Raw genomic sequence first — 24,923 nt, 5'->3', positions numbered from 1 at the left:
CGAGGCGCGGCCCTGGGCCACGCCCCCCAGAATCAAATACGCCGTGTGGCGTAACGCTTGAGCATGCTTGGCACATCGAGGATCAGCGCGATGCGGCCGTCGCCGGTGATGGTGGCGCCGGACATGCCCGGGGTGCCCTGGAGCATCTTGCCCAACGGCTTGATGACCACTTCTTCCTGGCCCACGAGCTGGTCGACGACGAAGCCGATCCGCTGGGTACCGACCGAAAGGATCACCACATGGCCTTCGCCCTGCTCCACATGGGCGGCGGAGCTGACCAGCCAGCGCTTGAGGTAGAACAGCGGCAGCGCCTTGTCCCGCACGATCACCACTTCCTGGCCGTCCACCACGTTGGTCTTCGACAGGTCGAGGTGGAAAATCTCGTTGACGTTGACCAATGGGAAGGCGAAGGCCTGGTTGCCCAGCATCACCATCAGGGTCGGCATGATCGCCAGGGTCAGCGGCACTTTGATGAGGATCTTCGAGCCCGAACCCTTGACCGAATGAATGTTGATCGAACCGTTGAGCTGGGAGATCTTGGTTTTCACCACGTCCATGCCCACGCCACGGCCCGATACGTCGGAAATCTCGGTCTTGGTGGAGAACCCCGGGGCGAAGATCAGGTTGTAGCACTCGGTGTCGCTGAGGCGGTCGGCGGCATCCTTGTCCATCACACCGCGTTTCACTGCGATGGCCCGCAATATCTCGGGGTCCATGCCCTTGCCGTCGTCGGAGATCGACAGCAGGATGTGATCACCCTCCTGCTCGGCGGCCAGGATCACCTTGCCGCTGCGGACCTTGCCGGCGGCCTCGCGCTCTTCCGGCGACTCGATGCCGTGGTCGACCGCGTTGCGCACCAAGTGGACCAGCGGGTCGGCCAAGGCCTCGACGAGGTTCTTGTCCAGGTCGGTTTCTTCACCCACCAGTTCCAGGTTGATTTCTTTCTTGAGCTGGCGAGCCAGGTCTCGTACCAGGCGCGGGAAGCGCCCGAAGACTTTCTTGATCGGCTGCATCCGGGTCTTCATGACCGCGGTCTGCAGGTCGGCGGTGACCACGTCGAGATTCGACACCGCCTTGGACATGGCTTCGTCCTGGCTGTTGAGGCCCAGGCGCACCAGACGGTTACGCACCAGCACCAGTTCGCCGACCATGTTCATGATCTCGTCCAGGCGCGCGGTGTCGACCCGAACGGTCGTCTCGGCTTCGCTGGTCGGTTTTTCCGCTGGCGCGGCAGCGGCTGCGCGAGCAGGTGCCGGGGCGGCTGGCTTGGCCGCGGCCGCCGGCGCAGGCGTCTCGGCCTTGGCTTGGGGCGCCTTGCTTTCCGGCGCCTTGGCAGCGGGCTTGGGCGCAGCCTTGGCGGCCGGCGCGGCCGTCGATGCGGCAGTGGCGGTACCGACTTCGCTGAACTTGCCTTTGCCGTGCAGTTCGTCGAGCAGCGATTCGAATTCCTGATCAGTGATCAGGTCGCTGCCGGCCGCCGCCGCGGATGGTTTGTCCGAGCCCGGTGCAGAAGCGATGGCCGACTCCAGCGCGTCAACGGCGAACGTGCCCTTGCCATGCAACTGGTCGAGTAGCGCTTCGAATTCATCGTCGGTGATGTCGGAGTTGTCGCCTGCCGCGCTGGGGGCCGCAGGTGTTGGCGTCGGGGCGACGGCATCCGGGGCGAACTGGCCCTTGCCGTGGAGCTGGTCGAGCAGCGACTCGAACTCGGCATCGGTGATTTCGTCGCTGGCCGTGCCATCGGCGGCTTGCGCCGCTGGCGCTACCGGGGCCTGGACCTGGGCTTCAGCCTTGACGGCGCTCAGGGAGTCCAGCAGTTGTTCGAATTCGTTATCGGTGATATCGCCCGACTCTTGCGCCACCGGTTCTTCGGCGACAGGCTCTTCGACAGCAGGTTCTTCAGCCGGAGCGGCTTCGTCGGCCGATTGCGGCTCGGCCAGGCGCGACAGCGCGGCGAGCAGCTCAGGCGTGGCAGGGGTAATGGGCGAGCGCTCGCGCACTTCGCTGAACATGCTGTTGACCGCATCCAGTGCTTCAAGCACCACGTCCATCAGCTCCGAGTCAACGCGACGCTCACCCTTGCGCAGGATGTCGAACACGTTCTCGGCAATGTGACAGCACTCCACCAGCTCGTTGAGCTGGAGGAAGCCGGCGCCTCCTTTTACAGTGTGGAAACCGCGAAAAATTGCATTGAGCAGATCCGCATCGTCAGGCCGGCTTTCCAGCTCGACCAGTTGTTCGGACAGTTGCTCTAGAATCTCGCCGGCCTCAACCAGGAAATCCTGAAGGATCTCTTCATCGGCGCCGAAGCTCATTAATGGCTGCTCCTAAAACAGGTAGGTCGTGATGACGGTTAATCCCGGATCGCATTGGTGTCGTGAGCGTGCCCGGCAAGGCTTGCAACGCAGCATGGCGCGCTCTGGACTCCAACCTCTCGGGGTGCGCCCCACAAGGCGCAATCCGTCGTTACTCGTCGTTCATTTGGTAAGACCAAACCACACTCCTCGTGCCTGGGTCTTGCGCCTTGTGGGGCACGGCGCGATCGGTATTAACCGTTATCACGACCTACAAACTCAAAATCCAAGGCTGGACAACAAATCGTCCACGTCGTCCTGACCGGATACAACGTCTTCTCTTTTATCGGCATGAATTTGCGGACCTTCACCCTGGGAGAGATGTTTTTTTGGATCTTTTTCAGCGAGCATCGCCGCACGGTCATGTTCGATGCCCGCAAAGCGGTCCACCTGACTGGCCATGAGCACGAGTTTGAGCAGATTGCTTTCGACTTCGGTGACCAGTTGGGTCACGCGCTTGATCACCTGCCCGGTCAGGTCCTGATAGTCCTGGGCCAGCAGAATGTCGTTGAGGTTGTTCGCCACGGCGCGGTTGTCGGCGCTGCTGCGTGTCAGAAAACCGTCGACACGGCGAGCCAGCTCCCGGAATTCCTGGGCCCCGACCTCCCGCCGCATGAACCGGCCCCAATCGGCGCTCAAGGCCTGGGCTTCGTCGCCCAGGCCGTTGACCAGGGGCGTAGCGCTTTCCACCAGGTCCATGGTGCGGTTGGCCGCGGCCTCGGTCAGCTTGACCACGTAGGACAGGCGCTCGGTCGCGTCGGTGATCTGCGAGACCTCCTCGGCCTGCGGCATGTTCGGGTCGATCTGGAAATTGACGATTGCGCTGTGCAGTTCACGGGTGAGCTTGCCGACTTCCTGGTACAGACCACGATCCCGGGTCTGGTTGAGCTCGTGGATCATCTGGACAGCGTCGCCGAAGCGGCCTTTTTCAAGGCTATCGACCAGTTCGCGGGCATGTTTTTTCAGGGTCGATTCGAAATCGCCCATTGAAGATTCGTTATGCTCCATAGCTCCCCCGTGGCGCCATTAACCGATGCGTTCGAAGATTTTCTCGATCTTCTCTTTCAACGCCTGGGCCGTGAAGGGTTTGACCACATAGCCGTTCACACCGGCCTGGGCCGCTTCGATGATCTGCTCGCGCTTGGCTTCGGCGGTGACCATCAGCACGGGAAGGTGCTTGAGTTTTTCATCGGCGCGTACATGACGCAGCAAGTCGATACCGGTCATGCCGGGCATGTTCCAGTCAGTCACCAGAAAGTCGATGCTCCCGCTGTTGAGGACCGGGATGGCGGTGGTGCCATCGTCGGCCTCAACCGTGTTGGTGAACCCAAGGTCACGCAACAGGTTCTTAATGATCCGCCGCATCGTTGAAAAATCGTCAACGATGAGGATTTTCATGTTCTTGTCCAATTCGACCTCCAAGCAGTCTTAAACGTGTCCAGCACCTGAACGCGCCATTTCAATCAATCCGGCACAACACTCGACAACGGTCCGGTGCGCACCGTACGGCGACTGATGGGAACTTGCCCCGCCAACCTCGTCCGCTGCGCTCCCCTGCCCGCTGTCAGCGCGCTCGCCACTCCCCCAAACGCCCCCGCAAACGGGCCGCGCACTGGCTGTGTAACTGGCTGACCCGCGATTCGCTGACCCCCAGGACCTCACCGATTTCCTTGAGGTTCAGCTCTTCGTCGTAGTACAGCGCCAAGACCAGTCGCTCACGCTCCGGCAAATTGGCAATCGCATCCGCCAACGCACTCTGGAAGCGTTCATCTTCCAGGTCACGCGACGGCTCCATATAGGCACTTGCGCCATCCTCATGCAGCCCTTCGTGCTCGCCGTCCTGCAACAGGTCGTCGAAACTGAACAGGCGGCTGCCCAGGGTATCGTTCAAAATCCCGTAATAATCGTCGAGACTCAACTGGAGTTCGGCCGCAACCTCGTGATCTTTAGCGTCACGTCCGGTTTTAGATTCGATGGCGCGAATCGCGTCACTGACCATGCGGGTATTACGGTGTACCGAACGCGGTGCCCAATCGCCCTTGCGGACCTCATCGAGCATCGCGCCACGAATGCGGATACCGGCATAGGTCTCGAAACTGGCACCCTTGCTGGCGTCGTATTTGTTCGCCACTTCGAGCAGGCCGATCATGCCTGCCTGGATCAGGTCTTCGACCTGGACACTGGCCGGCAGGCGCGCCAGCAAGTGATAGGCAATGCGCTTGACCAGGGGCGCGTAACGCTCGATCAATTCGTATTGGGCGTCCCGTGCCGATTTCTTGTAGAGATGGTTGTAACCGCTGGCTGTCATAACACGGGCCCTGCTGTTTGTTGCACGAGACGCTCGACGAAAAATTCCAGATGCCCGCGTGGGTTGGCCGGCAGTGGCCAGGTATCGACCTTCTGGGCGATCGCCTTGAACGCCAGCGCGCATTTGGAACGTGGAAAGGCTTCATAGACGGCACGTTGCTTCTGGACGGCCTTGCGTACGCTTTCGTCGTAGGGCACGGCCCCCACGTATTGAAGCGCAACGTCCAGGAAGCGATCCGTGACCTTGGTCAACTTGGCGAACAGGTTGCGTCCCTCCTGTGGGCTCTGGGCCATGTTGGCCAGGACGCGGAAGCGGTTCATGCCATAGTCGCGGTTCAGTAGCTTGATCAGGGCATAGGCGTCGGTGATGGACGTCGGTTCGTCGCAGACCACCAGCAACACCTCCTGGGCGGCGCGTACGAAACTGACGACCGAGTCACCGATACCGGCCGCGGTATCGATCACCAGCACATCGAGGTTATCGCCAATGTCGCTGAATGCCTGGATCAGGCCGGCGTGCTGGGCCGGGGTCAGATGAACCATGCTCTGGGTGCCGGAGGCGGCCGGCACGATGCGAATCCCGCCGGGCCCTTGCAGCAGCACGTCGCGCAATTCGCAGCGACCTTCGATGACGTCCGCCAGGGTGCGCTTGGGGGTAAGCCCCAGCAGCACGTCGACGTTCGCCAGGCCCAGGTCGGCGTCCAGCAGCATGACCCGTCGGCCAAGCTCTGCCAGAGCCAGGGACAAGTTCACTGACACGTTAGTCTTGCCGACGCCACCTTTGCCGCCGGTCACCGCGATCACCTGTACGGGATGCATGCTGCCCATGTTCGTTCTTTACCTTGTCTTACTTAGACGGAGGCCACATTACTGGCTGCGCGTTCATACTGAACATTGCATGGCAGACCATCGATGTAGGTACAAAAAATATTCATGATTACCTCAGCCGACCTGCTTGGTAGGGCTGTGGTAGATATCAGCGAACATGTCAGCCATGGCTTCTTCGCTGGGTTCGTCCTGCATTTGCACACTCACGGCGCGACTGACCAGTTGATGACGACGCGGCAGATGCAAATCATCCGGGATCCGCGGCCCATCGGTCAGGTACGCCACCGGCAGATCGTGACCGATCGCCAGGCTCAACACCTCGCCCAGGCTTGCCGTTTCGTCCAGCTTGGTCAGGATGCAACCGGCCAGACCACAACGTTTGTAGCTGTGATAAGCGGCCGTTAGAACCTGTTTCTGGCTGGTGGTTGCCAACACGAGATAATTTTTTGACCGTATACCGCGACCGGCCAGGCTTTCAAGCTGCATGCGCAGGGCCGGGTCGCTGGCTTGCAGGCCGGCGGTATCGATCAGCACGACACGCTTGCGCAGCAGCGGCTCCAGCGCCTGGGCCAGGGATTGGCCCGGGTCCACGTGGGTCACCGACACATTGAGGATCCGCCCCAGGGTCTTGAGTTGCTCCTGGGCACCGATGCGGAAACTGTCCATGCTCACCAGGGCAATGCTCTGGGAACCGTACTTGAGCACATAACGGGCGGCCAGCTTGGCAAGGGTGGTGGTCTTGCCCATGCCGGCCGGACCGACCATCGCAATCACCCCGCCCTCTTCCAGCGGCTCGACTTCCGGCGTGGCGATCATCCGCGCCAGGTGCGCCAGCAGCATGCGCCAGGCCTGGCGAGGCTCCTCGATATCGTTGATCAGCGCCAGCAGGTCGCGGGCCAACGGACCGGACAGGCCGATGCGTTGCAGGCGACGCCACAGGTTGGCCTGGGCCGGGCGGCTGCCTTGCAGCTGGTTCCAGGCCAGGGAGCCGAGCTGGACTTCCATCAGCTCGCGCAGGCTGTTGAGCTCGAAACGCATCGAATCCAGGGCCCGTGGGTCGATACCCGGGGCGGGGGCGGCCGGAGCCGGGGCCGGACGACGCGGCTCGGCCGGGGTCGGCTCGATCAGCGGCTCGGCAGCGGTCAAGGGCAGGCCGGCAGTCAGCGGCTGGCCGGCGAACAATTGACGATTGGTGCCGGCGGCGGCCTCGCCTTCGCTGCTGCGCAGGCTCAATTCGGCCTGGGCACTGGCGATGCGCGACTGGGTCTTGCGCAGCTCATCCTCAAGTTCCATGTTCGGAACCCGCGGGGCCAACGCAGACAATTTGTAGTCCAGGGCCGCCGTCAGCTCGACACCGCCGGCGATCCGGCGGTTGCCGATGATGGCTGCTTCGGCGCCCAGCTCGTCACGAACCAGTTTCATGGCCTGACGCATATCGGCGGCGAAAAAACGCTTCACTTGCATAAACCACTACCTCAGCCGTTGGGCCCTACTGTCGCAACAATGGTCACTTGCTTGTTGTCCGGTATTTCCTGGTAAGCCAGCACATGCAGGCCCGGGACTGCGAGGCGGCCGAAGCGCGAGAGCATCGCGCGAATCGGACCTGCCACCAGCAGGATCACCGGTTGACCTTGCATTTCCTGCCGCTGGGCTGCCTCGATCAACGAACGCTGCAGCTTCTCGGCCATGCTTGGCTCCAGCAGAACACCCTCTTCCGAGCCTTGTCCTGCCTTCTGAAGACTATTGAGCAATATCTGTTCCAACCTTGGCTCCAGAGTGATCACAGGCAGCTCGGACTCAGTACCTACAATGCTTTGGACGATTGCACGGGACACGCCGACCCGCACTGCAGCCACCAGGGCGGCGGTATCTTGACTCTTGGAAGCGTTGTTGGCGATCGCTTCGGCAATGCTGCGAATGTCGCGAACCGGTACCTGTTCGGCCAGCAGCGCTTGCAGCACCTTGAGCAACTGAGACAACGAAACCACGCCAGGCACCAGCTCTTCGGCCAGTTTCGGAGAGCCCTTGGCCAGTACCTGCAGCAATTGCTGGACTTCCTCGTGGCCAATCAGCTCGCTGGAGTGCTTGTACAGAATCTGGTTCAAATGGGTCGCGACCACGGTACTGGCGTCCACCACGGTGTAGCCGAGGGACTGGGCCTGGGCTCGCTGGCTGATTTCGATCCACACCGCCTCGAGACCGAAAGCCGGATCCTTGGCGGTGATGCCGTTGAGCGAACCATAGACCTGCCCCGGGTTGATGGCCAATTCGCGGTCCGGATAGATCTCGGCTTCCGCCAGGATCACCCCCATCAAGGTCAGGCGATAGGCGCTTGGGGCCAGGTCGAGGTTGTCACGGATATGCACGGTGGGCATCAGGAAACCCAGGTCCTGGGACAGCTTCTTGCGCACGCCCTTGATCCGTGCCAGCAACTGGCCGCCCTGGTTGCGGTCGACCAGCGGGATCAGGCGGTAACCGACTTCCAGGCCGATCATGTCGATGGGGGTCACGTCGTCCCAGCCCAGCTCCTTGGTTTCCATGGCACGGGCCGGCGATGGCAGCAATTCCTGCTGGCGCTTGACCTCCTGCAGGGCCTGGACCTTCTGCTCGTTCTGTTTCTTCCAGAACAGATAGGCGCCGCCCGCGGCCACGGCAGCCATGGTCAGGAAGGAAACGTGCGGCATGCCCGGCACCAGGCCCATCACCGCCATCAGGCCGGCGGCCACGGCCAGGGCCTTGGGCGAGGCGAACATCTGCCGGCCGATCTGCTTGCCCATGTCTTCGGAGCCCGAGGCACGGGTCACCATGATCGCCGCGGCTGTGGATAACAACAGTGATGGCAATTGCGCCACCAAACCGTCACCGATGGTCAGCAAGGCATAGACCTTGCCCGCATCGCCGAAACTCATGTTGTGCTGGAAGATACCGACCGCCATGCCGCCGATCAGGTTGATGAAGAGGATCAGCAAGCCGGCGATGGCGTCACCGCGCACGAACTTGCTCGCACCGTCCATGGAGCCGTAGAACTCGGCTTCCTGGGCCACTTCAAGGCGGCGTGCCTTGGCCTGGCTCTGGTCGATCAGACCGGCGTTGAGGTCGGCATCGATCGCCATCTGCTTGCCTGGCATCGCATCGAGGGTAAAGCGCGCGCTCACCTCCGAAATCCGCCCGGCACCCTTGGTCACCACCACGAAGTTGATGATCATGAGGATGGCGAACACCACGATACCGACCACGTAGTTGCCACCAATCACCACCTCACCGAAGGCCTGGATCACCTTACCGGCAGCGGCGTGACCTTCCTGGCCGTGGAGCATGACCACGCGAGTGGACGCCACGTTCAGCGCCAGGCGCAACAGCGTGGCCACCAGCAGGATGGTGGGGAAGACCGCGAAATCCAGTGGGCGCAAGGCATACACGCACACCAGCAGTACGACGATGGACAAAGCGATGTTGAACGTGAAGAACACGTCCAGCAGGAACGGTGGTACCGGCAGCATCATCATGGCCAGCATGACCAGCAGCAACAGCGGCACGCCCAGATTGCCCCGGCTGAGGTCTACGACGTTGCTGCGCGCGGTGCTGAGTAACTGAGAGCGATCCACCGATATTCCCCGTTCCGTGAAGCAAACTTTTGACGCCCAGAGCGGGCGCAGACGGGGTATTGCAAGAAGCCTTCCAACTTTTGCCGACAGCCGAAACAGAGCGGGCGAAACGAATGCACGCGGTGGCAGCGAGCCTGCCCGCGACTGCGATTTGTCAGGCGCATCCGATGGTCGAATGGAGCATCGCGTTCGCGAGCAGGCTCGCCCCCCACAGGGGGCGGGTTCATGGCTCAGGAATCGCGGCGCAGGTCCGGCGGGATCGGCAGGTCCTTGAGCGGCTCGGGACGCTTGCCCTTGCCGGCGCGGTGCTGACGGATCTGATAGACGTAGGCCAGTACCTGGGCCACCGCCAGATACAGGCCACCGGGGATTTCCTGGTCGAGTTCGGTGGAGTAGTAAATGGAACGTGCCAGCGCCGGAGATTCGAGCAGCATCACTTCATTGGCCACGGCGATTTCACGGATCTTCAATGCCAGGAAGTCACTGCCCTTGGCCAGCAATACCGGGGCGTTGCCTTTGTCAGGATCGTATTTGAGCGCCACGGCATAGTGGGTCGGGTTGGTAATGACCACGTCGGCTTCCGGGATTGCCGCCATCATCCGCCGCTGGGATACCTCGCGCTGCAACTGGCGAATCCGCTGCTTGACCTCCGGCTTGCCCTCCGAGTCCTTGTACTCGTCGCGCACCTCCTGCTTGGTCATCATCAGTTTCTGCTTGCTCTGATAGAGCTGGATCGGCACATCGATAGCGGCGATCAGGATCAAGCCACAGGCCATCCACAACGTGCTCCAGCCCACCAGTTGCACGCTATGGATAATGGCCTGCTCCAGTGGTTCATGGGCGATGCGCAGCACGTCGTCGATATCGGCCTGCAATACCACCAATGCAACGGACAGGACCAACAGGAACTTGCCGAATGCCTTGAGCAGCTCCATCAGTGCCGTGGTGGAAAACATGCGCTTGAGGCCGGCCGCCGGATTCATCCGACTGAACTTGGGGGCCAGGCTCCCGGCGGCGAATAGCCATCCGCCCAGGGAAATCGGACCGATGAAGGCTGCCAGCAACAAAAAAATCAGGACTGGCTGAATCGCCAGGATGGCGATCTTGCCGGAATGCAACAGGTACTGCGCCATCGCGCCGGGGCTCAGCAGCACCTCCCGGGGCAAGGAAAAATTCAGGCGCATGATTTCCAACAGATCCAGAGCCAGGCCGCCCCCGTAAATCAGCAGGCCGCCAGCGCCGGCGAGCATGATCGCAAGGGTATTGAGCTCCTTGGAGCGCGCGATCTCGCCCTTTTCACGGGACTCTCTACGGCGTTTCTCCGTGGGGTCTTCTGTCTTGTCCTGACCGCTTTCGCTCTCGGCCATGGTTCAGCGCGCCTGTGCCATGTCACGCAGCAACTGCAAGGCCTGGGTGGCCAGCGGCTGGTACTGGTTGAGAATATCCCCCAGGCTGACCCAGAAAATCACCATGCCCAGCACCAGGGTCAGCGGGAAACCGATGGAAAAAATGTTCAACTGCGGCGCCGCCCGGGTCATCACGCCAAACGCGATGTTGACCACCAGCAGCGCAGTGATCGCCGGCAATACCAGCAGCATCGCCGCCCCCAGGACCCAGCCGAGCTTGCCGGCGACGTCCCAGAAATGATTGACCAGCATCGCGCTGCCCACCGGCAACGTGGTGAAACTCTCGGTCATGACTTCGAAAACCACCAGGTGTCCGTTCATGGAGAGGAACAGCAGGGTCACCAGCATGGTCAGGAGCTGCCCGATGACGGCCGTGTTGACGCCGTTGGTGGGGTCGATCATGGAAGCGAAGGCCATGCCCATCTGGATCGAAATGATCTGCCCCGCCACCACGAACGCCTGGAAAAACAACTGCAGCGAAAACCCCATCAGGACTCCGATGAGGATCTGTTCGGCCACCAGCATCAGCGCACTGAGGTCCAGGGCATTGACCGGGGGCATCGGCGGCAGCCCGGGCACGATGACTACCGTGATCGCCAGGGCGAAATACAGGCGCACGCGGGTCGGCACCAGGGTCGTGCCGAAGACCGGCATGCTCATCAACACGGCGGTCACGCGAAACAGCGGCAGGATGAACGACGCCACCCAGGTACTGATCTGGGTGTCCGTCAGTGCGAGCATCGACATCGGGTCAACCGATCAACTGCGGAATACTGCCGTACAACTGCAGGATGTATTCCATGAAGGTTTGCACCAGCCAGGGACCGGCGACAATCAGCGTCACCAGCATGACCAGCAGGCGTGGCAGGAAGCTCAGGGTCTGCTCGTTGATCTGGGTGGCGGCCTGGAACATGGCCACCAGCAGCCCCACCAACAGGCTGGGGATGACCAGGATGGCAACCATCATGGTGGTCAGCCAGAGAGCCTCGCGGAACAGGTCTACCGCTACTTCAGGCGTCATATCGTCCTACTCGCGCAAGGGGTCTAAACACCGCCGAAACTGCCCGCCAGGGTGCCGATGATCAATGCCCAGCCATCCACCAGGACGAACAGCATGATCTTGAACGGCAGGGAAATGATCAGCGGCGACAGCATCATCATGCCCATGGCCATGAGGATACTGGCGACTACCAGGTCAATGATCAGGAACGGGATGAAAATCATGAAGCCGATCTGGAATGCGGTCTTGAGCTCGGAGGTCACGAACGCCGGCACCAGGATGGTCAGCGGCGCCTGGTCGGGGCTGGCGATGTCGGTGCGCTTGGACAGGCGCATGAACAGCTCCAGGTCGCTGCTGCGGGTTTGCGCCAGCATGAAATCCTTGACCGGCACCTCGGCCTTGGCCACGGCGTCCTGGGCAGTGATCTTCTCCGCCAGGTAAGGCTGCAGCGCATCCTGGTTCACCCGATCGAACACCGGGGCCATGATGAACATGGTCAGGAACAGCGCCATGCCGGTGAGGATCTGGTTCGACGGCGTCTGCTGCAAGCCCAGGGCCTGGCGCAGGATGGAAAAGACAATGATGATCCGGGTAAAGCTGGTCATCAGCATGACGAACGCCGGGATGAAGCTCAGCGCAGTCATGATCAGCAGGATCTGCAGGCTGACCGAGTATTCCTGGGCCCCTTCTGCGTTGGTCCCCAGGGTGATCGCCGGGATCGACAACGGATCGGCGGCGAACGCCAACGGCGCGGCCAGCATCAGCGCCAGCGTCAACAGAATGCGCAACGGCATTACTTCTTATCCTTCTGGTCTTTACCCAGCAGTTCCATGAGGCGCTGGGCAAATTCGGGAGTGGCCTGCTCGGTGGACGGCACCTGCACCGGCTCCTTGAGCACGTGCAACGCGGTGATCGTGCCAGGGCTCAGGCCCAGCAGGATCTGCTCGTTGCCCACCTGCACCAGCACCAGCCGGTCCCGCGGGCCAAGAGCGCGCGAGCCGACGATATCGATGACCTGGCCCTTGCCGGCCGGCCCCGCCTGTTGCACGCGGCGCAGCAACCAGGCGAGGAAAAAGATCAGCCCCAGCACCAGCAACAGGCCCAGCACCAGCTGCGCCAATTGCCCGGCCATACTGCTGCCGGACGCCGTGGCCGTGGTGGTCGCCGCCGGTTCGGCCGCCAGCACGCTGAAGGGCAGCATGAGGGCCGCTGCGATAAACCCCTTCACTCAGCGCAGCTTCTTGATGCGTTCGCTCGGGCTGATCACGTCCGTCAGGCGGATGCCGAACTTCTCGTTGACCACCACCACTTCGCCATGGGCGATCAGGGTGCCGTTGACCAGCACGTCCAGGGGCTCGCCGGCCAGGCGGTCCAACTCGATCACCGAACCCTGGTTGAGCTGCAGCAGGTTGCGGATGTTGATGTCGGTGCTGCCCACTTCCATGGAAATCGACACCGGGATATCGAGAATCACGTCCAGGTTCGGACCGTCCAGCGTCACGGGCTCGTGGCTCTTGGGCACGCTGCCGAACTCTTCCATGGGCAGGCGGTTGGACGCAGCGGCGCCGGTGTCGGCTGCCAGCAAGGCGTCGATGTCGGCCTGTCCGCTTTCGCCAGCTTCTTCCAGGGCAGCGGCCCATTCGTCGGCCAGCGCCTGGTCGTCCTGGTTGTTCATATCGTTAGCCATCGTTTGTCCTCGGCGGGCAAAAATCAGTTAGAAACGTAAAATCCGCTAAAAAGTTTCGACACTGCTCAGCGGCGTTCGATCGGCTCGATCACTTGCAACGCGAGGTTGCCTTTGTGAGAGCCCATCTTGACCTTGAAGGCCGGTACGCCGTTGGCACGCATGATCATGTCTTCCGGCATCTCGACGGGGATGATGTCCCCCGGCTGCATGTGCAGGATGTCCCGCAGGCGCAGTTGACGCCGCGCGACGGTCGCGCCAATCGGCACGTCCACGTCCAGCACGTCCTGGCGCAGGGCATTGATCCAGCGCTCGTCCTGGTCGTCGAGGTCCGACTGGAAACCGGCGTCGAGCATCTCGCGCACCGGCTCGATCATCGAATACGGCATGGTCACGTGCAGGTCACCTCCACCGCCATCGAGCTCGATATGGAAAGTCGACACCACGATGGCCTCGCTCGGGCCGACGATGTTGGCCATGGCCGGGTTCACTTCCGAGTTGATGTACTCGAAGTTCACTTCCATGATCGCCTGCCAGGCCTCCTTCAGGTCGATGAAGGCCTGCTCCAGCACCATACGCACCACTCGCAGCTCGGTGGGGGTGAATTCACGCCCTTCGATCTTGGCGTGACGACCATCTCCGCCGAAGAAATTGTCCACCAGCTTGAACACCAGCTTGGCATCCAGGATGAACAGCGCGGTGCCGCGCAACGGCTTGATCTTGACCAGGTTCAGGCTGGTGGGCACGTACAGCGAATGCACGTACTCACCGAATTTCATCACCTGCACGCCGCCGACGGCCACGTCGGCCGAACGGCGCAGCATGTTGAACATGCTGATACGGGTGTATCGGGCAAAGCGCTCGTTGATCATCTCCAGGGTCGGCATGCGTCCGCGAACGATGCGATCCTGGCTGGTCAGGTCGTAGCTTTTGACGCTGCCCGGTTCAGTAGCGGTTTCGGTTTGCACCAGGCCGTCGTCGACACCATGCAACAGCGCATCGATTTCGTCCTGGGACAACAGGTCCTGCACGGCCATGTCGTGTTCCTACTGCAATACGAAGTTAGTGAAGAGCAACTGTTCGATCACCACTTTGCCGAGTTCTTTCTGTGCCACTTCCTGCACGCTGGCCGTGGCTTTCTGACGCAGCATTTCCTGGCCGACAGGGGTGGCCAGGGTGTCGAAGTTCTGTCCGGAAAACAGCATCACCAGGTTATTGCGGATCAGCGGCATGTGCACCCGCAAGGCTTCCAGGTCGGCCTGGTTGCGACCCAGCAGGGTGATGCTGACCTGCATGTAGCGCTGACGGCCGTTCTGGGTGTAGTTGGCCACGAACGCAGGCGCCATGGGCTCGAAAATCGCCGGCTGCTTGCCGACCGGTGCCGCTTCGGCCACGGGCGCAGGCTTGCTTTGAGCGTTGTGCATGAAATACCAGGTCGCCCCCACGGATACACCGATCGCCAGCAGCAGCCCCACGACGATCAGGATGATCATCTTGAGTTTGCCTTTGGTCGCAGGGTCTTTTACAGCTGCTGCTTCGCTCTTCGCCATGCCAATAATCCGTCACTAATCGGGGGGTTTACGGTTGCATGGCAAGGCAGGAGCAAGTGTTATGCCAGAACATGTCGGGAGCACAAAGCACTGTGGGAGCGAGCCTGCTCGCCATAACGGAGTCTCGGTCACCTCGTATCGGTGACTGGTCCACAGTCATGGCGAGCTGGCTCGCTCCCACAGGGTCTGTTTGCCTGGTCAGGCGTAGTAATCCACGGCGCTGGTACCGATGACGGTGGTGGTGCTGGTGGCCACCTCGGCGACGCCGGCCGGCAGGTTTTCATCCCCGGAGTCCAGGCGCGCGCCAGTCGACGAAGCGCGCCCGGCCTGGGCCTGCTGCTGCGCCTGCTGGTCCGGGTTCTGGGAGCCACGGGATTGATCGGACACGTTGACGTCGACCTGGCCCATGCCCTGCTGGGCGAAGCTGTCGCGCAGGCGGTGCATCTGGCCTTCGAGGGCTTCGCGCACACCGGAGTGAGCGCTCATGAAGGTAACCTGGGTCTGCTGGTCCGGGATCATGTTCACCCGGATATCCAGGCGTCCGAGTTCGGCTGGCTGCAACTGGATGTCCGCCGCCTTGAGATTGGCGCTCGACAGGTACATGACCCGGTTGACGATCTCTTCGGTCCAGCCGCTCTGGTTCATGGCGATTGGCTGGTTGACCGGCACCGCGTTGGCAGTCTTGGGCGTGGCGGCCTGGGTCAGCGCCGCCAGGCGGTTGGCGAAATCATCCACCCGGGTATCGCTGGAAGCGCCCCCCAGATCCTTGAGCCCTTCGCTGATCAGGCCGCTGAAGGCCTTGTCGCCGCCCTGGCTTCCCGGACCGGTGCTGTCCTGGTCAGCCTGGACGCTGAGCATATTGGCCATGCCGGCGGCGAATGTCTGGGCCGACGTGGACGTCTGTTCGGCTTCGAGCGGCGCCGTAGCGGCTGCCTTGGACTGGCTGGCGGCGGAAACATGGCCGCTCTGCTCCATTGCCAGGCGCAGCGCCGGCAGGGCATCGAGGGGGTCAGCCTGTGGATCGAACTCCGGGTCCACCACTGGAGCCTCAGCCTTGGCCGGCGTCACTAGGGGCGCAACCGGTGCCGCCACCGCCGCGACAACCTGAGGTGCGGAGCAAACGTCCACCGGCGTGGGTGCAACGTCCACGGTCACGACCGATGCGGCAGTCTCCGGCAGCAAGGCGGGGTCCAGTGTCGGATCGACAAGCGGAGCCTCGGCCACGGGCGCTTCAGCCGTATCGTCGCGCTCCTCGCTGGCCTGCTGGTCGTCGGCGGTGACCGGTTTGTCGGTGGGCAAGGGTTTGCCGCTATCGGCAACGGTCGGTTCTGGCGCGGCAGCCGTTTCGTTGCCGGCGTCTTTCTTGACGGTGTTGTCGGGCGTCTTGTCGCGCACCGGCTTCATCGAAGGTTCAGGTACCGACGGTGATTTGACGGGGGCCTGCTTGGCGAAGACCTGCGCGAAGCTGAAGGCTCTATTTCCTGGCTCCGGGGCCGCTGCCGGTGAATTGACGGCGGTCTGGGGCTTGGCCTGGGTGGTGGCCTGCAGCAGTGTATTGGGCGTAACGGGCATAAAAAGTCTCCGCTGCACTGAAATCATAGGTACAGTCGAGACAAGTCAATGCAAGGGGCGGGCCAACGCCGCAGAGGCTGGAAATCGGTCGGTCATGCTCAGCAGTGGAAACCTTCGCGCTCTTCCCTGCAGAGGTTTCGAACATGGGCAAATTCGCTGTCGATCTCGCTGACCAGCTTCTCGATGCCACCCAGCGAGGGCTGCTTGGCACGCTGCTCCAGCTCGCCGCACAGCTCAGCCAGGCGGATGGCCCCCATGTTGCTGCTGCTGCCCTTGAAGCTGTGGGCCGTGGCGCTCAGTTTTTCAGCGTCACGAGCCTCGTGCAGCACGCGAAGGCGCGCCTCGGAATCGTTGAGAAAGGTGTCTAGCAGTTCCAGATACCCTTCCTCCATGACTTCCTTCAATGTGCTGAGCACATCGCGGTCCAGATGAATCTCACTCACTTGTTCGCTCCTTGATCAAGAATGGCGCGGATTATGCCAGAGCCTCCCAGAAAAACTCCACGCGGACACTACGACCATCGTCTGACCAACGGGCCTGATGGCTCAACTGCCGTACCAGGCTCACACCGCGCCCTGACAGCCTGTCGCAGTCCAGAGGTCGCGCCAGCACCTGGGCGACATCGAAGCCCTCGCCGCTGTCTTCGACCTCGATCACCAGGCGGCCACCCTCACCATGAGGGGTGATATGCAAGTGTACCCGGATGTGACCGTCACTCAATTCTTCCAGGCGTGAGTTGCGCTCCGTGTAATAACGCGCAAAACCCGACGCGTCACGCTTGATACTCGAATCCAGCCCCAGCACGCCATGTTCCAGGGCGTTGGAATACAACTCCGAGAGTACGCTGTAGAGCGCACCGCTCTGGGCCCTGAGCCCATGAACTTCAAGCAACAGTTGCAACAGGTACGGCATGGGATTGAACCGCCTGAGCGTCTGCGCCCGGAACTCGAAGCTCACCGACCAGTCCAGCGGGCTGGACTGGCCGCTATCGGAATAGACCGGTGGCGGCGGGTTGAGTTGCGCCGGCGCCACCATCCGCACCTCCACCATGCTGAAGTCATCGCGGGCCTCGCCGCGAAAATCCCGCAGCGCCTGCTGGATGTCTTCGAAAAGACTGTCCGGCTCGCGGTTGGCGGCGAAGACCGCCTGCAGCCGATCCACGCCAAACAGTTCGTCATCCTCGTTACTGGTATCGATGACGCCATCCGACAGCAGGAATACCCGATCCCCTACCGCCATCGGATGCACTTCGGTACGGTCATCGAATAACTGTGGCGTGAGCACGCCCAACGGCAGGTGGCGCGCCGGCAATGGCTTGCGCGCCCCGCTGAGGCTGTCATGCAGGTAGCCGTCGGGCATGCCGCCGTTCCAGATTTCCACCGTGCCGCGTTGGAAACTCAGGCACAACAGCGTCGCGCAGCAGAACATGTCGACCGGCAGGATGCGTTTGAGCTTGGCGTTCATTTCCCGCAGGATCTGCGCCAGGCCGTAGCCCTTGGCAGTCATGCCGTAGAACACCTCCGCCAGCGGCATCGCGCCGACTGCCGCCGGCAGGCCGTGGCCGGTGAAATCCCCCAGCAGGACATGCATGTCGCCGGCCGGATTGAACGCGGCCAGCAGCAGATCGCCGTTGAACAAGGCATAAGGTGATTGCAGGTAACGGATGTTCGGAGCGCTGAGACAGCCGGAGTGGGCGATCTTGTCGAACACGGCCTTGGCGACCCGCTGTTCGTTGAGCAGGTAATCGTGGTGCCGGGCGATCTGGTCGCGCTGCTCAACGACGGTAGCCTGCAAACGCCGCAACCGATCCATCGCCTTGATCTTGGCGGCCAGGATCACCTGGTTATAGGGTTTTGCCAGGAAATCGTCGCCACCGGCCTCCAGGCAACGAGCCAAGGCCTCGCTTTCGGTCAATGACGTGAGGAAGATGATCGGAACCAGCTGCTCGCCGGCCAACTGCTTGATCTTCTGCGCGGCCTCGAACCCGTCCATGACGGGCATCATCGCGTCCATCAGCACCAGGTGCGGACGCTGCTGCTGGTACACCTCCACTGCCTCGGCACCATCGGCTGCAGTGAGCACATGATGCCCCTGGCGACGGACAATGGTGGACAACAGCAGCCGATCAGCGGCACTGTCCTCGGCAATCAGGACCGTCAGCGACTCCAGATCGGACAACATGGCGGGTGATCAGGCTTTGCCCAGATGGAACTTGTCCTGGTGAGCGTGGCCGTTCTGCGCGCCATCATCTTTCGCCGCCGACTTGTCCTCCTTCGGGCCGTCGATATCGAACAGCTTGTCGAAATTGGAGATCGCAAGAATCTTGCGCACATCCGCACCGCAGTTGGTGACGCTCACATCGGCGTCTTCACCCCCGGCGTAATCACGCAGCAGGAGCAACATGCCCAAAGCGGAGCTGTCGAGATAGGTGGTGTCTTTCAGGTCCACGACGTAGGTTTCGGGCTTCTTGTGGAACTTTTCGTAAGATTCACGAAATTCCTGGTGCCGCCCGAAATCGAAACGACCCTTGATCGAAATCGTCAGTTTCTTCCCATCGTCGGATACTTCTGTAACGACTGACATAGTAGGCTTCCCTGTCATGGACATACGTGTACAAGGTGTAGCACCTGGTAGAGGACTGAGCAAGGCCTTGGATCGCCCCGCCCTCTAAATTCCAGTGCCCCGGTCAAAACGGATCCTGGCGCGGCAGGCGCTGGGACAGCTCATCCAGCAGCTTCTGCTCGCGTTTGTCTTCCAACTGTCGCGCCTCATCGATGTAACGCTGCACCAGTTTGCGCAGCCCTTCGACGCGGGCGAAAGCCTCCTGCCAACTCTGGCGCGCCTTCTCCAGGTTGTTCTGGTGCCAGACCAGGCTCTGGCGCTGCTGGTCGATGGCCGTCCCCAACTGCGCGAGAAACCCCTGATAGCCCAATAACCACTGGCCGGAAACGCCGTGGCTGCCACGGGCGATCCATTGTTCCTGATATTCCAGGCGGAAATTCTCCAGGTCGGCCAGCTTGCTTTCGGCAACGGCCACCTGGCCCTGGAAATACGCCAACCGCTGGACCGCGGTCTTCTCGGCCTTTTCCGCCATGTCCACCACGGGCGCCAGGCGCGCCGCACGACTCGTGGCCATGATCGGTTATCCGCCGGAAACCGGGGCGAAGATGGTCTGCAGGTGCGCTTCGCTGGCGCCCATGCCGATGTTGTCGTTCAGGCTCTGGCGCAGGTAGACCGCCATGGCTGGATAGAGATTGATGGCGGTGTCGGTCTCGCGATCGCCCCCGGGTACGTAGGCCCCCACACTGATCAGATCGCGGCTCTGCTGGTAGCGCGACCAGTATTGCTTGAATTGCTGGGCGCGCTTGAGGTGTTCGGCGCTGATGACCGATGGCATGACCCGACTGATGGACGCCTCGATATCGATGGCCGGGTAATGCCCCTCCTCCGCCAGGCGCCGGGACAGCACGATGTGGCCGTCCAGCACCCCCCGCGCCGAGTCGGCGATGGGGTCCTGCTGGTCGTCGCCTTCGGACAGCACGGTATAGAACGCCGTGATCGAGCCGCCGCCCTTCTCGGCATTACCGGCGCGCTCCACCAGCTTGGGAAGCTTGGCGAACACCGATGGCGGATAGCCCTTGGTGGCCGGCGGCTCGCCGATGGCCAGGGCGATTTCCCGCTGGGCCTGGGCGAAACGGGTCAACGAGTCCATCAGCAACAGGACATTCTTGCCCTTGTCGCGGAAATATTCGGCGATGCGGGTGCAATACATGGCGGCCCGCAGGCGCATCAGCGGCGCGTCGTCCGCCGGCGAGGCCACCACGACGGAGCGCTTGAGGCCTTCCTCGCCGAGGATGTGCTCGATGAATTCCTTCACCTCACGACCCCGTTCGCCGATCAGCCCCACCACGATGATGTCGGCTTCGGTGAAGCGGGTCATCATGCCCAGCAGCACACTCTTGCCCACCCCCGTACCGGCGAAAAGCCCCAGACGCTGGCCGCGCCCTACCGTCAATAAACCGTTGATGCAGCGAATGCCCACGTCCAGCGGTACGCTGATGGGGTCGCGCTTGAGCGGGTTGATCGTCGGACCGTCCATCGGCACCCAGTCCTCGGCCTTCATGCCGCCCTTGCCGTCCAGGGCACGGCCGGCACCATCCAGCACGCGCCCGAGCATGCTCATGCCCATGGGCAGCCGGCCGGTATCGGCCAGGGGCACTACCCGCGCACCGGGCGCGATGCCCGCCACGCTGCCCACCGGCATCAGAAAGACCTTGCTGCCGGAAAAGCCCATGACTTCGGCTTCGACCTGCACCGGATGGTAGGTGTCGTCATTGATGACCAGGCAGCGGCTGCCCATGGCGGCACGCAGGCCTTCGGCCTCCAGGGTCAGGCCGACCATGCGCAACAGACGTCCTTCCAGGATCGGCTGGCCGGCCAGTTCGGTGGCCTCGGCGTAGCTGCCCAGGCGCTTGCCGAAGCTGGTTCTTTCAAGGCGCATCGCGAGCATCCGGTTCGGTAGCGATCACTTCGGCGGCATCCAGGCCGGCACTGACGGCGCCCCTGGGCTCGTCCGGCAATTCCACGCTAAGGTCGGCAGCGGCCGGATGCAGGGCCTGTTCGTGCAACTGGTCGAAGAGCTTGGCCATGGCTTGCTGGATGCGGGTTTCGACAGTGGCATCGATGCGACTGTGTTCGGTTTCCACCCGGCATCCACCCGGCAGCAAGGCTTCGTCCTCGACGATGCGCCACGTTTCCTCGTGACGCTCGCGCAGAGCTTTGACCAAGGCGAAATCCTGGGGATTGATGTATAGGCGCACGTTGCCCACGCCCAATGGCAACAGCTTGAGGGCCTCGCGCATGACATGTTCGATCTGGCTCGAATCGATGGCCAGTTCGCGCTGGATCACTTGCCTGGTGATGTGTTGCACCAACCCCACCAGGGATTTTTCGATCTGCGTATCCTGCTCGGCGATGGGCTCGAACAGGTTGAGCATCAGTGTCTCCAGCGCCTGGAGCTTGGCCGTCAACGCCGTTTCGGCTTCCTGGCGGACCTTGATGGACGTGCTGTGGAAGCCTTCCTTCTCACCGATGGCGAAACCTTCGTTGTAGGCTTCCTGGCGAATGCCTTCCACTTCCTCCAGGGTCAGCGGCTGGACTTCCTCCAGCGGCACTTCCTCGATTTCCGGCAGCTCCTCCACCGGCTCGGGCTCAGGCTCCGGCACATGAGGGTCGAAGCTGGGCAGCGACCAGACGTCGAAACCACCGACATCCCGGGCGCGGATCAGGTCGCTGGGTGCATCATCACTCTTGGCAGACATAACGACCTTAGATCATCTCTTCGCCGCCCTTGCCACCGAGCACGATTTCTCCGGCTTCGGCCATGCGACGGGCGATGGTGAGGATTTCCTTCTGTGCGGTTTCCACATCGCTGACGCGCACCGGGCCCTTGGCCTCCAGGTCGTCGCGCAACAGTTCGGCCGCCCGTTTGGACATGTTCTTGAAGATCTTCTCCTTGACGCCTTCGTCCGACCCCTTGAGGGCCAGTACCAGCACATCGGAGGACACTTCGCGCAACAGCGCCTGGATACCGCGGTCGTCGACATCGGCCAGGTTGTTGAACACGAACATGAGGTCTTCGATCTGACCGGACAGGTCTTCGTCGAACTCGCGGATCGAGTCCATCAGTTGGCCCTCGATCGAACTGTCGAGGAAGTTCATGATATCCGCCGCACGCTTGATGCCACCCAGGGTGGTGCGCGAGGCATTGGAATTGCCCGAGAACTGCTTCTCGAGTATCTGGTTCAGTTCCTTCAGCGCCGCCGGCTGCACGGTGTTGAGCGAAGACACCCGCAGGATGATGTCCAGCCGCGCCTTGTGATCGAAATTGCCGAGCACTTCGCCCGCCTGGTCGGGATCGAGGTAGGCCACCACGATCGCCTGGATCTGCGGGTGCTCGTAACGGATCACGTCCGCCACGGCCCGCGGCTCCATCCACTTGAGGCTGTCCAGGCCACTGGTGTTGCCCCCCAGCAGGATCCGGTCGATCAAGCCATTGGCCTTGTCCTCGCCCAGGGCCTGGGTGAGCATCTTGCGCACGTAGTCATCGGAGCCGACGCCCAGGCTGGTCTGGTCGCCGACGATGTCGACGAACTCGCTCATGACCTGCTCGACCTGCTCACGGTGCACGTTACCCATCTGCGCCATGGCCACCCCCACACGCTGGACCTCCTTGGGCCCCATGTGGCGCAGCACCTGGGCGGCATCGGTCGACCCCAGGGACAGCAGCAGGATCGCGGCTTTGTCGACCCGGGACAATTTGGCAACGGCGGCTCGATTATCACTCATCTGCGTTAATCCACTCTTTCACGACCTGGGCCACACGACCCGGATCTTCTGCCACCAGACTCTTGATGGCGTTCAACTGTGCGTCATAGCCTTCGCTCGGGCTTGGCAACAGAATGCTCTGCGGCCCACCGAGGCTGACGCGATCGTTGGCCAATTCGCCATCCAGGCCACCCATGCCTCCCAGCTCTACATCACCCAGGCCGGCCAGTTGCTTGTTCCTGCCGCCATTGGTGATGTTGTTGAGTACCGGACGCAGCACCCCGAAGACCAGCACCAGGATGAACAGCACGCCCAATACTTGCTTGACCACATCCCAGAACCAGGGTTGCGAATAAAACGGAATATCGGCGATCACTTCTCCGCGCTCGGAGGAGAACGGCACGTTGATCACGCTGACGCTGTCGCCACGGCTGGCGTCGAAACCCACGGCGTCCTGTACCAGGCGGGTAAAGCGCGCCAATTCGTCGGCGCTCCAGGGCGCACGGGTGGTTTCGCCGTTCGCCGGGTTGACCTTGACCTGATCGTCCACCACCACTGCCACCGACAGGCGGTTCAAACGCCCTTGCTGTTGCTTGGTGTGGCTGATGGAACGGTCCAGCTCGAAGTTCTTGGTCGATTGCTGGCGCTTGTCAGCCGGGTACGGCGCGAGCATCGGCTGGCCGGTGGCCGGATCCATGATCTGCTGGCCGTTGGCATCTACCAGCGGCTGGCCTGGCTGCACCATACCGGCAGCCCCGGCGGCACCACCAGTGGTCTGCGGCGCGCTGGCAGGCGATGGCGGCTGGTTGCTCAGGGCACCGGGCACGCCTTGGGGGCCATTGCTGGCGGTGCGCTGCTCAGTCACCGACTGCTCACTGCGCAAGGCCGGTTGATCGGGGTTGAACTGCTCGGACGTCGACTCGACGGCGCTGAAGTCCACATCGGCCGACACTTCGGCCTTGTAGCGGTCATTGCCCAGGATCGGCTGCAGGATGTTATGCACACGCTGGGTCAGCATGCCTTCCATGCGACGGCTGTAGTCGAACTGCTTGCCGGCCATGGTCAGTTCGGAGTTTTCCACCTGGTCGGACAGCAGGTTGCCCTTCTGGTCGACCACGGTGATCTGCGACTTGCTCAATTCAGGAACGCTGGTCGCCACCAGATTGACGATCGCCAGGACCTGGCCAGGCTCGAGCGCGCGGCCCGGGTACAACTCGACCAGTACCGAAGCACTGGGCTTGCGCTCGTCGCGCACGAATACCGAGCTTTTCGGGATCGCCAGGTGCACACGGGCACCCTTGACGTTGTTCAGGCTGGAAATGGTACGCGCCAGCTCGCCTTCCAGGCCGCGACGATAACGGGTCGCTTCCATGAACTGGCTGGTGCCCAGGCCCTGATCCTTGTCGAGGATCTCGAAGCCGATATTGCCGTCGCTGGGCGTCACGCCGGCGGCGGCGAGCTTGAGGCGCGCACGCGCTACGTCGTCGGCCTTGACCAGCAGGGCACCGGAATTGGGCTCGACGGTATAGGGAATGTCTGCGGAAGCCAGGGTCTCCATGACTTGCTTGGCGTCCATGCCTTCCAGGCTGCCGTACAAAGGACGGTAGTCCGGCTGCTGGGACCACAGCACCACGGCGAAACCAATCGCCACGCTGGCAGCCAGGCCGACCAACAGGCCAACCTGACGCAGCATGGTCATCTCGGAGAGGTTTTCCAGGAAAGACAGCCCGAACAGCGGCGGTTTGCCGTCTGGTGCAGGGGTCTTGGCCGGAACGTTATCAACGACTGCTTCTGCCATGACTCAATAGTTTCCTTTAGACCGGCATCTGCATGATGTCTTGATAGGCCTGAACCAGTTTGTTGCGAACCTGGGTCAATGCCTGAAACGAGACAGAGGCTTTCTGCGAAGAGATCATTACATCAGTCAGGTCGACGCCACTTTTGCCAATTTCAAAAGCACTGGCCAGTTGACTAGACGCCTGCTGGGTATCGTTCACTTTATTGACGGCCTGACCGAGCATGTCGGAAAAGCTGCTGCCACCCACCTGGGGGACCGCGACCGACTTGGGCTGTGCCATGGCGTCCATCTGCATGGCCCGCATGTCCAGCATCAATCGATTAAATTCAATACCTTGGCTCATGGTCTACTCTCTCTGGCGGCCCGCATTTTTTTGACACTTACTCAGCGGGTATACAGGTGTTAGCAACAAGGGTGCCAGCTCCGTGGCCGTCATAAACAAATGCGCGCGCCGCTCCTTCGAGGCACCTGTGCAAGCGCGCCTGCTGGCGA

24 protein-coding genes and 1 pseudogene are annotated in these 24,923 nt (G+C 62.0%); all 25 read right to left on the bottom strand.

The features are described 5' to 3' along the window. Positions 1 to 32 precede the first annotated feature (32 nt). Positions 33 to 2,315: a chemotaxis protein CheA gene (locus BLP99_RS00345; protein WP_072389473.1), complete on the bottom strand. Its 2,283-nt coding sequence runs from the start codon at positions 2,313 to 2,315 to the stop codon at positions 33 to 35. Positions 2,316 to 2,573: 258 nt separating this feature from the next. Then, positions 2,574 to 3,362 carry a protein phosphatase CheZ gene (locus tag BLP99_RS00340; RefSeq protein ID WP_072389475.1) on the bottom strand — a complete coding sequence of 263 codons (789 nt, stop codon included), beginning with the start codon at positions 3,360 to 3,362 and terminating at the stop codon, positions 2,574 to 2,576. Positions 3,363 to 3,380: 18 nt separating this feature from the next. Then, complete coding sequence (locus tag BLP99_RS00335; RefSeq protein ID WP_003183998.1) at positions 3,381 to 3,752, bottom strand: chemotaxis response regulator CheY; 372 nt, start codon at positions 3,750 to 3,752, stop codon at positions 3,381 to 3,383. A 166-nt stretch (positions 3,753 to 3,918) separates the two neighbouring features. Then, positions 3,919 to 4,662 carry an RNA polymerase sigma factor FliA gene (gene fliA, locus BLP99_RS00330; RefSeq protein ID WP_072389477.1) on the bottom strand — a complete coding sequence of 248 codons (744 nt, stop codon included), beginning with the start codon at positions 4,660 to 4,662 and terminating at the stop codon, positions 3,919 to 3,921. Beyond that, positions 4,659 to 5,489 carry a flagellar synthesis regulator FleN gene (gene fleN, locus BLP99_RS00325; RefSeq protein ID WP_003184001.1) on the bottom strand — a complete coding sequence of 277 codons (831 nt, stop codon included), beginning with the start codon at positions 5,487 to 5,489 and terminating at the stop codon, positions 4,659 to 4,661. The genes fliA and fleN overlap by 4 nt, the downstream gene beginning before the upstream one ends. Before the next feature lie 114 nt (positions 5,490 to 5,603). Next, positions 5,604 to 6,953, bottom strand: a complete 1,350-nt coding sequence (gene flhF, locus BLP99_RS00320) for a flagellar biosynthesis GTPase FlhF (protein ID WP_072389480.1) — start codon at positions 6,951 to 6,953, stop codon at positions 5,604 to 5,606. An 11-nt stretch (positions 6,954 to 6,964) separates the two neighbouring features. Further along, a complete protein-coding gene (gene flhA, locus BLP99_RS00315; protein ID WP_072389482.1) occupies positions 6,965 to 9,094 on the bottom strand; it encodes a flagellar biosynthesis protein FlhA in 2,130 nt (709 codons plus the stop codon). Positions 9,095 to 9,324: 230 nt separating this feature from the next. After that, positions 9,325 to 10,461 carry a flagellar biosynthesis protein FlhB gene (gene flhB, locus BLP99_RS00310; protein ID WP_072389484.1) on the bottom strand — a complete coding sequence of 379 codons (1,137 nt, stop codon included), beginning with the start codon at positions 10,459 to 10,461 and terminating at the stop codon, positions 9,325 to 9,327. A 3-nt stretch (positions 10,462 to 10,464) separates the two neighbouring features. After that, entirely contained in the window at positions 10,465 to 11,241 is a 777-nt protein-coding gene (fliR, locus tag BLP99_RS00305; RefSeq protein ID WP_371128577.1) for a flagellar biosynthetic protein FliR, read from the bottom strand. A gap of 10 nt (positions 11,242 to 11,251) precedes the next feature. Further along, positions 11,252 to 11,521 (bottom strand): flagellar biosynthesis protein FliQ, encoded by a 270-nt coding sequence (gene fliQ / locus BLP99_RS00300; RefSeq protein WP_003184009.1) that lies wholly within the window; start codon positions 11,519 to 11,521, stop codon positions 11,252 to 11,254. 23 nt (positions 11,522 to 11,544) lie between these two features. Next, positions 11,545 to 12,294, bottom strand: a complete 750-nt coding sequence (gene fliP, locus BLP99_RS00295) for a flagellar type III secretion system pore protein FliP (protein ID WP_072389488.1) — start codon at positions 12,292 to 12,294, stop codon at positions 11,545 to 11,547. Then, a complete protein-coding gene (fliO, locus tag BLP99_RS00290) occupies positions 12,294 to 12,701 on the bottom strand; it encodes a flagellar biosynthetic protein FliO (RefSeq protein ID WP_092179770.1) in 408 nt (135 codons plus the stop codon). Before fliO ends, fliP begins: the two co-directional genes overlap by 1 nt. A gap of 27 nt (positions 12,702 to 12,728) precedes the next feature. Then, the gene (gene fliN, locus BLP99_RS00285) at positions 12,729 to 13,187 is read right to left on the bottom strand and encodes a flagellar motor switch protein FliN (protein WP_072389492.1); all 459 of its coding nucleotides are present in this window, start codon (positions 13,185 to 13,187) and stop codon (positions 12,729 to 12,731) included. A gap of 65 nt (positions 13,188 to 13,252) precedes the next feature. Then, positions 13,253 to 14,221: a flagellar motor switch protein FliM gene (gene fliM, locus BLP99_RS00280; RefSeq protein WP_072389494.1), complete on the bottom strand. Its 969-nt coding sequence runs from the start codon at positions 14,219 to 14,221 to the stop codon at positions 13,253 to 13,255. A 9-nt stretch (positions 14,222 to 14,230) separates the two neighbouring features. After that, positions 14,231 to 14,734 carry a flagellar basal body-associated protein FliL gene (gene fliL, locus BLP99_RS00275; RefSeq protein WP_053154955.1) on the bottom strand — a complete coding sequence of 168 codons (504 nt, stop codon included), beginning with the start codon at positions 14,732 to 14,734 and terminating at the stop codon, positions 14,231 to 14,233. A 198-nt stretch (positions 14,735 to 14,932) separates the two neighbouring features. Continuing rightward, positions 14,933 to 16,306 (bottom strand): flagellar hook-length control protein FliK, encoded by a 1,374-nt coding sequence (locus tag BLP99_RS00270; protein ID WP_092179477.1) that lies wholly within the window; start codon positions 16,304 to 16,306, stop codon positions 14,933 to 14,935. 98 nt (positions 16,307 to 16,404) lie between these two features. Then, positions 16,405 to 16,749: an Hpt domain-containing protein gene (locus tag BLP99_RS00265; RefSeq protein WP_042731736.1), complete on the bottom strand. Its 345-nt coding sequence runs from the start codon at positions 16,747 to 16,749 to the stop codon at positions 16,405 to 16,407. 31 nt (positions 16,750 to 16,780) lie between these two features. Continuing rightward, a complete protein-coding gene (locus tag BLP99_RS00260; RefSeq protein ID WP_072389498.1) occupies positions 16,781 to 18,487 on the bottom strand; it encodes an ATP-binding SpoIIE family protein phosphatase in 1,707 nt (568 codons plus the stop codon). 102 nt (positions 18,488 to 18,589) lie between these two features. Continuing rightward, positions 18,590 to 18,889, bottom strand: a pseudogene (locus BLP99_RS00255) (STAS domain-containing protein); the annotation flags it as partial. A 103-nt stretch (positions 18,890 to 18,992) separates the two neighbouring features. Further along, positions 18,993 to 19,442, bottom strand: coding sequence for a flagellar export protein FliJ (gene fliJ, locus BLP99_RS00250; RefSeq protein WP_053154949.1), 450 nt, complete (start codon positions 19,440 to 19,442; stop codon positions 18,993 to 18,995). A 6-nt stretch (positions 19,443 to 19,448) separates the two neighbouring features. Beyond that, the gene (gene fliI, locus BLP99_RS00245; RefSeq protein ID WP_053154947.1) at positions 19,449 to 20,807 is read right to left on the bottom strand and encodes a flagellar protein export ATPase FliI; all 1,359 of its coding nucleotides are present in this window, start codon (positions 20,805 to 20,807) and stop codon (positions 19,449 to 19,451) included. Then, positions 20,797 to 21,627: a flagellar assembly protein FliH gene (gene fliH / locus BLP99_RS00240; protein ID WP_092179474.1), complete on the bottom strand. Its 831-nt coding sequence runs from the start codon at positions 21,625 to 21,627 to the stop codon at positions 20,797 to 20,799. The genes fliI and fliH overlap by 11 nt, the downstream gene beginning before the upstream one ends. A gap of 7 nt (positions 21,628 to 21,634) precedes the next feature. Further along, on the bottom strand, positions 21,635 to 22,654 hold the full coding sequence (gene fliG, locus BLP99_RS00235) for a flagellar motor switch protein FliG (RefSeq protein WP_053154943.1): 1,020 nt from the start codon (positions 22,652 to 22,654) through the stop codon (positions 21,635 to 21,637). Then, entirely contained in the window at positions 22,647 to 24,431 is a 1,785-nt protein-coding gene (gene fliF / locus BLP99_RS00230) for a flagellar basal-body MS-ring/collar protein FliF (RefSeq protein ID WP_072389502.1), read from the bottom strand. The genes fliG and fliF overlap by 8 nt, the downstream gene beginning before the upstream one ends. A 16-nt stretch (positions 24,432 to 24,447) precedes the next feature. Beyond that, positions 24,448 to 24,774, bottom strand: a complete 327-nt coding sequence (gene fliE, locus BLP99_RS00225) for a flagellar hook-basal body complex protein FliE (protein ID WP_072389504.1) — start codon at positions 24,772 to 24,774, stop codon at positions 24,448 to 24,450. Positions 24,775 to 24,923: the final 149 nt, after the last annotated feature.

Origin of the sequence: Pseudomonas sp. NFACC32-1, assembly GCF_900101215.1 — a bacterium.
Classification (GTDB): domain Bacteria; phylum Pseudomonadota; class Gammaproteobacteria; order Pseudomonadales; family Pseudomonadaceae; genus Aquipseudomonas.
Note: the sequence above shows the minus strand (reverse complement) of the source record. Positions and strands in the feature narration are given on the sequence as shown.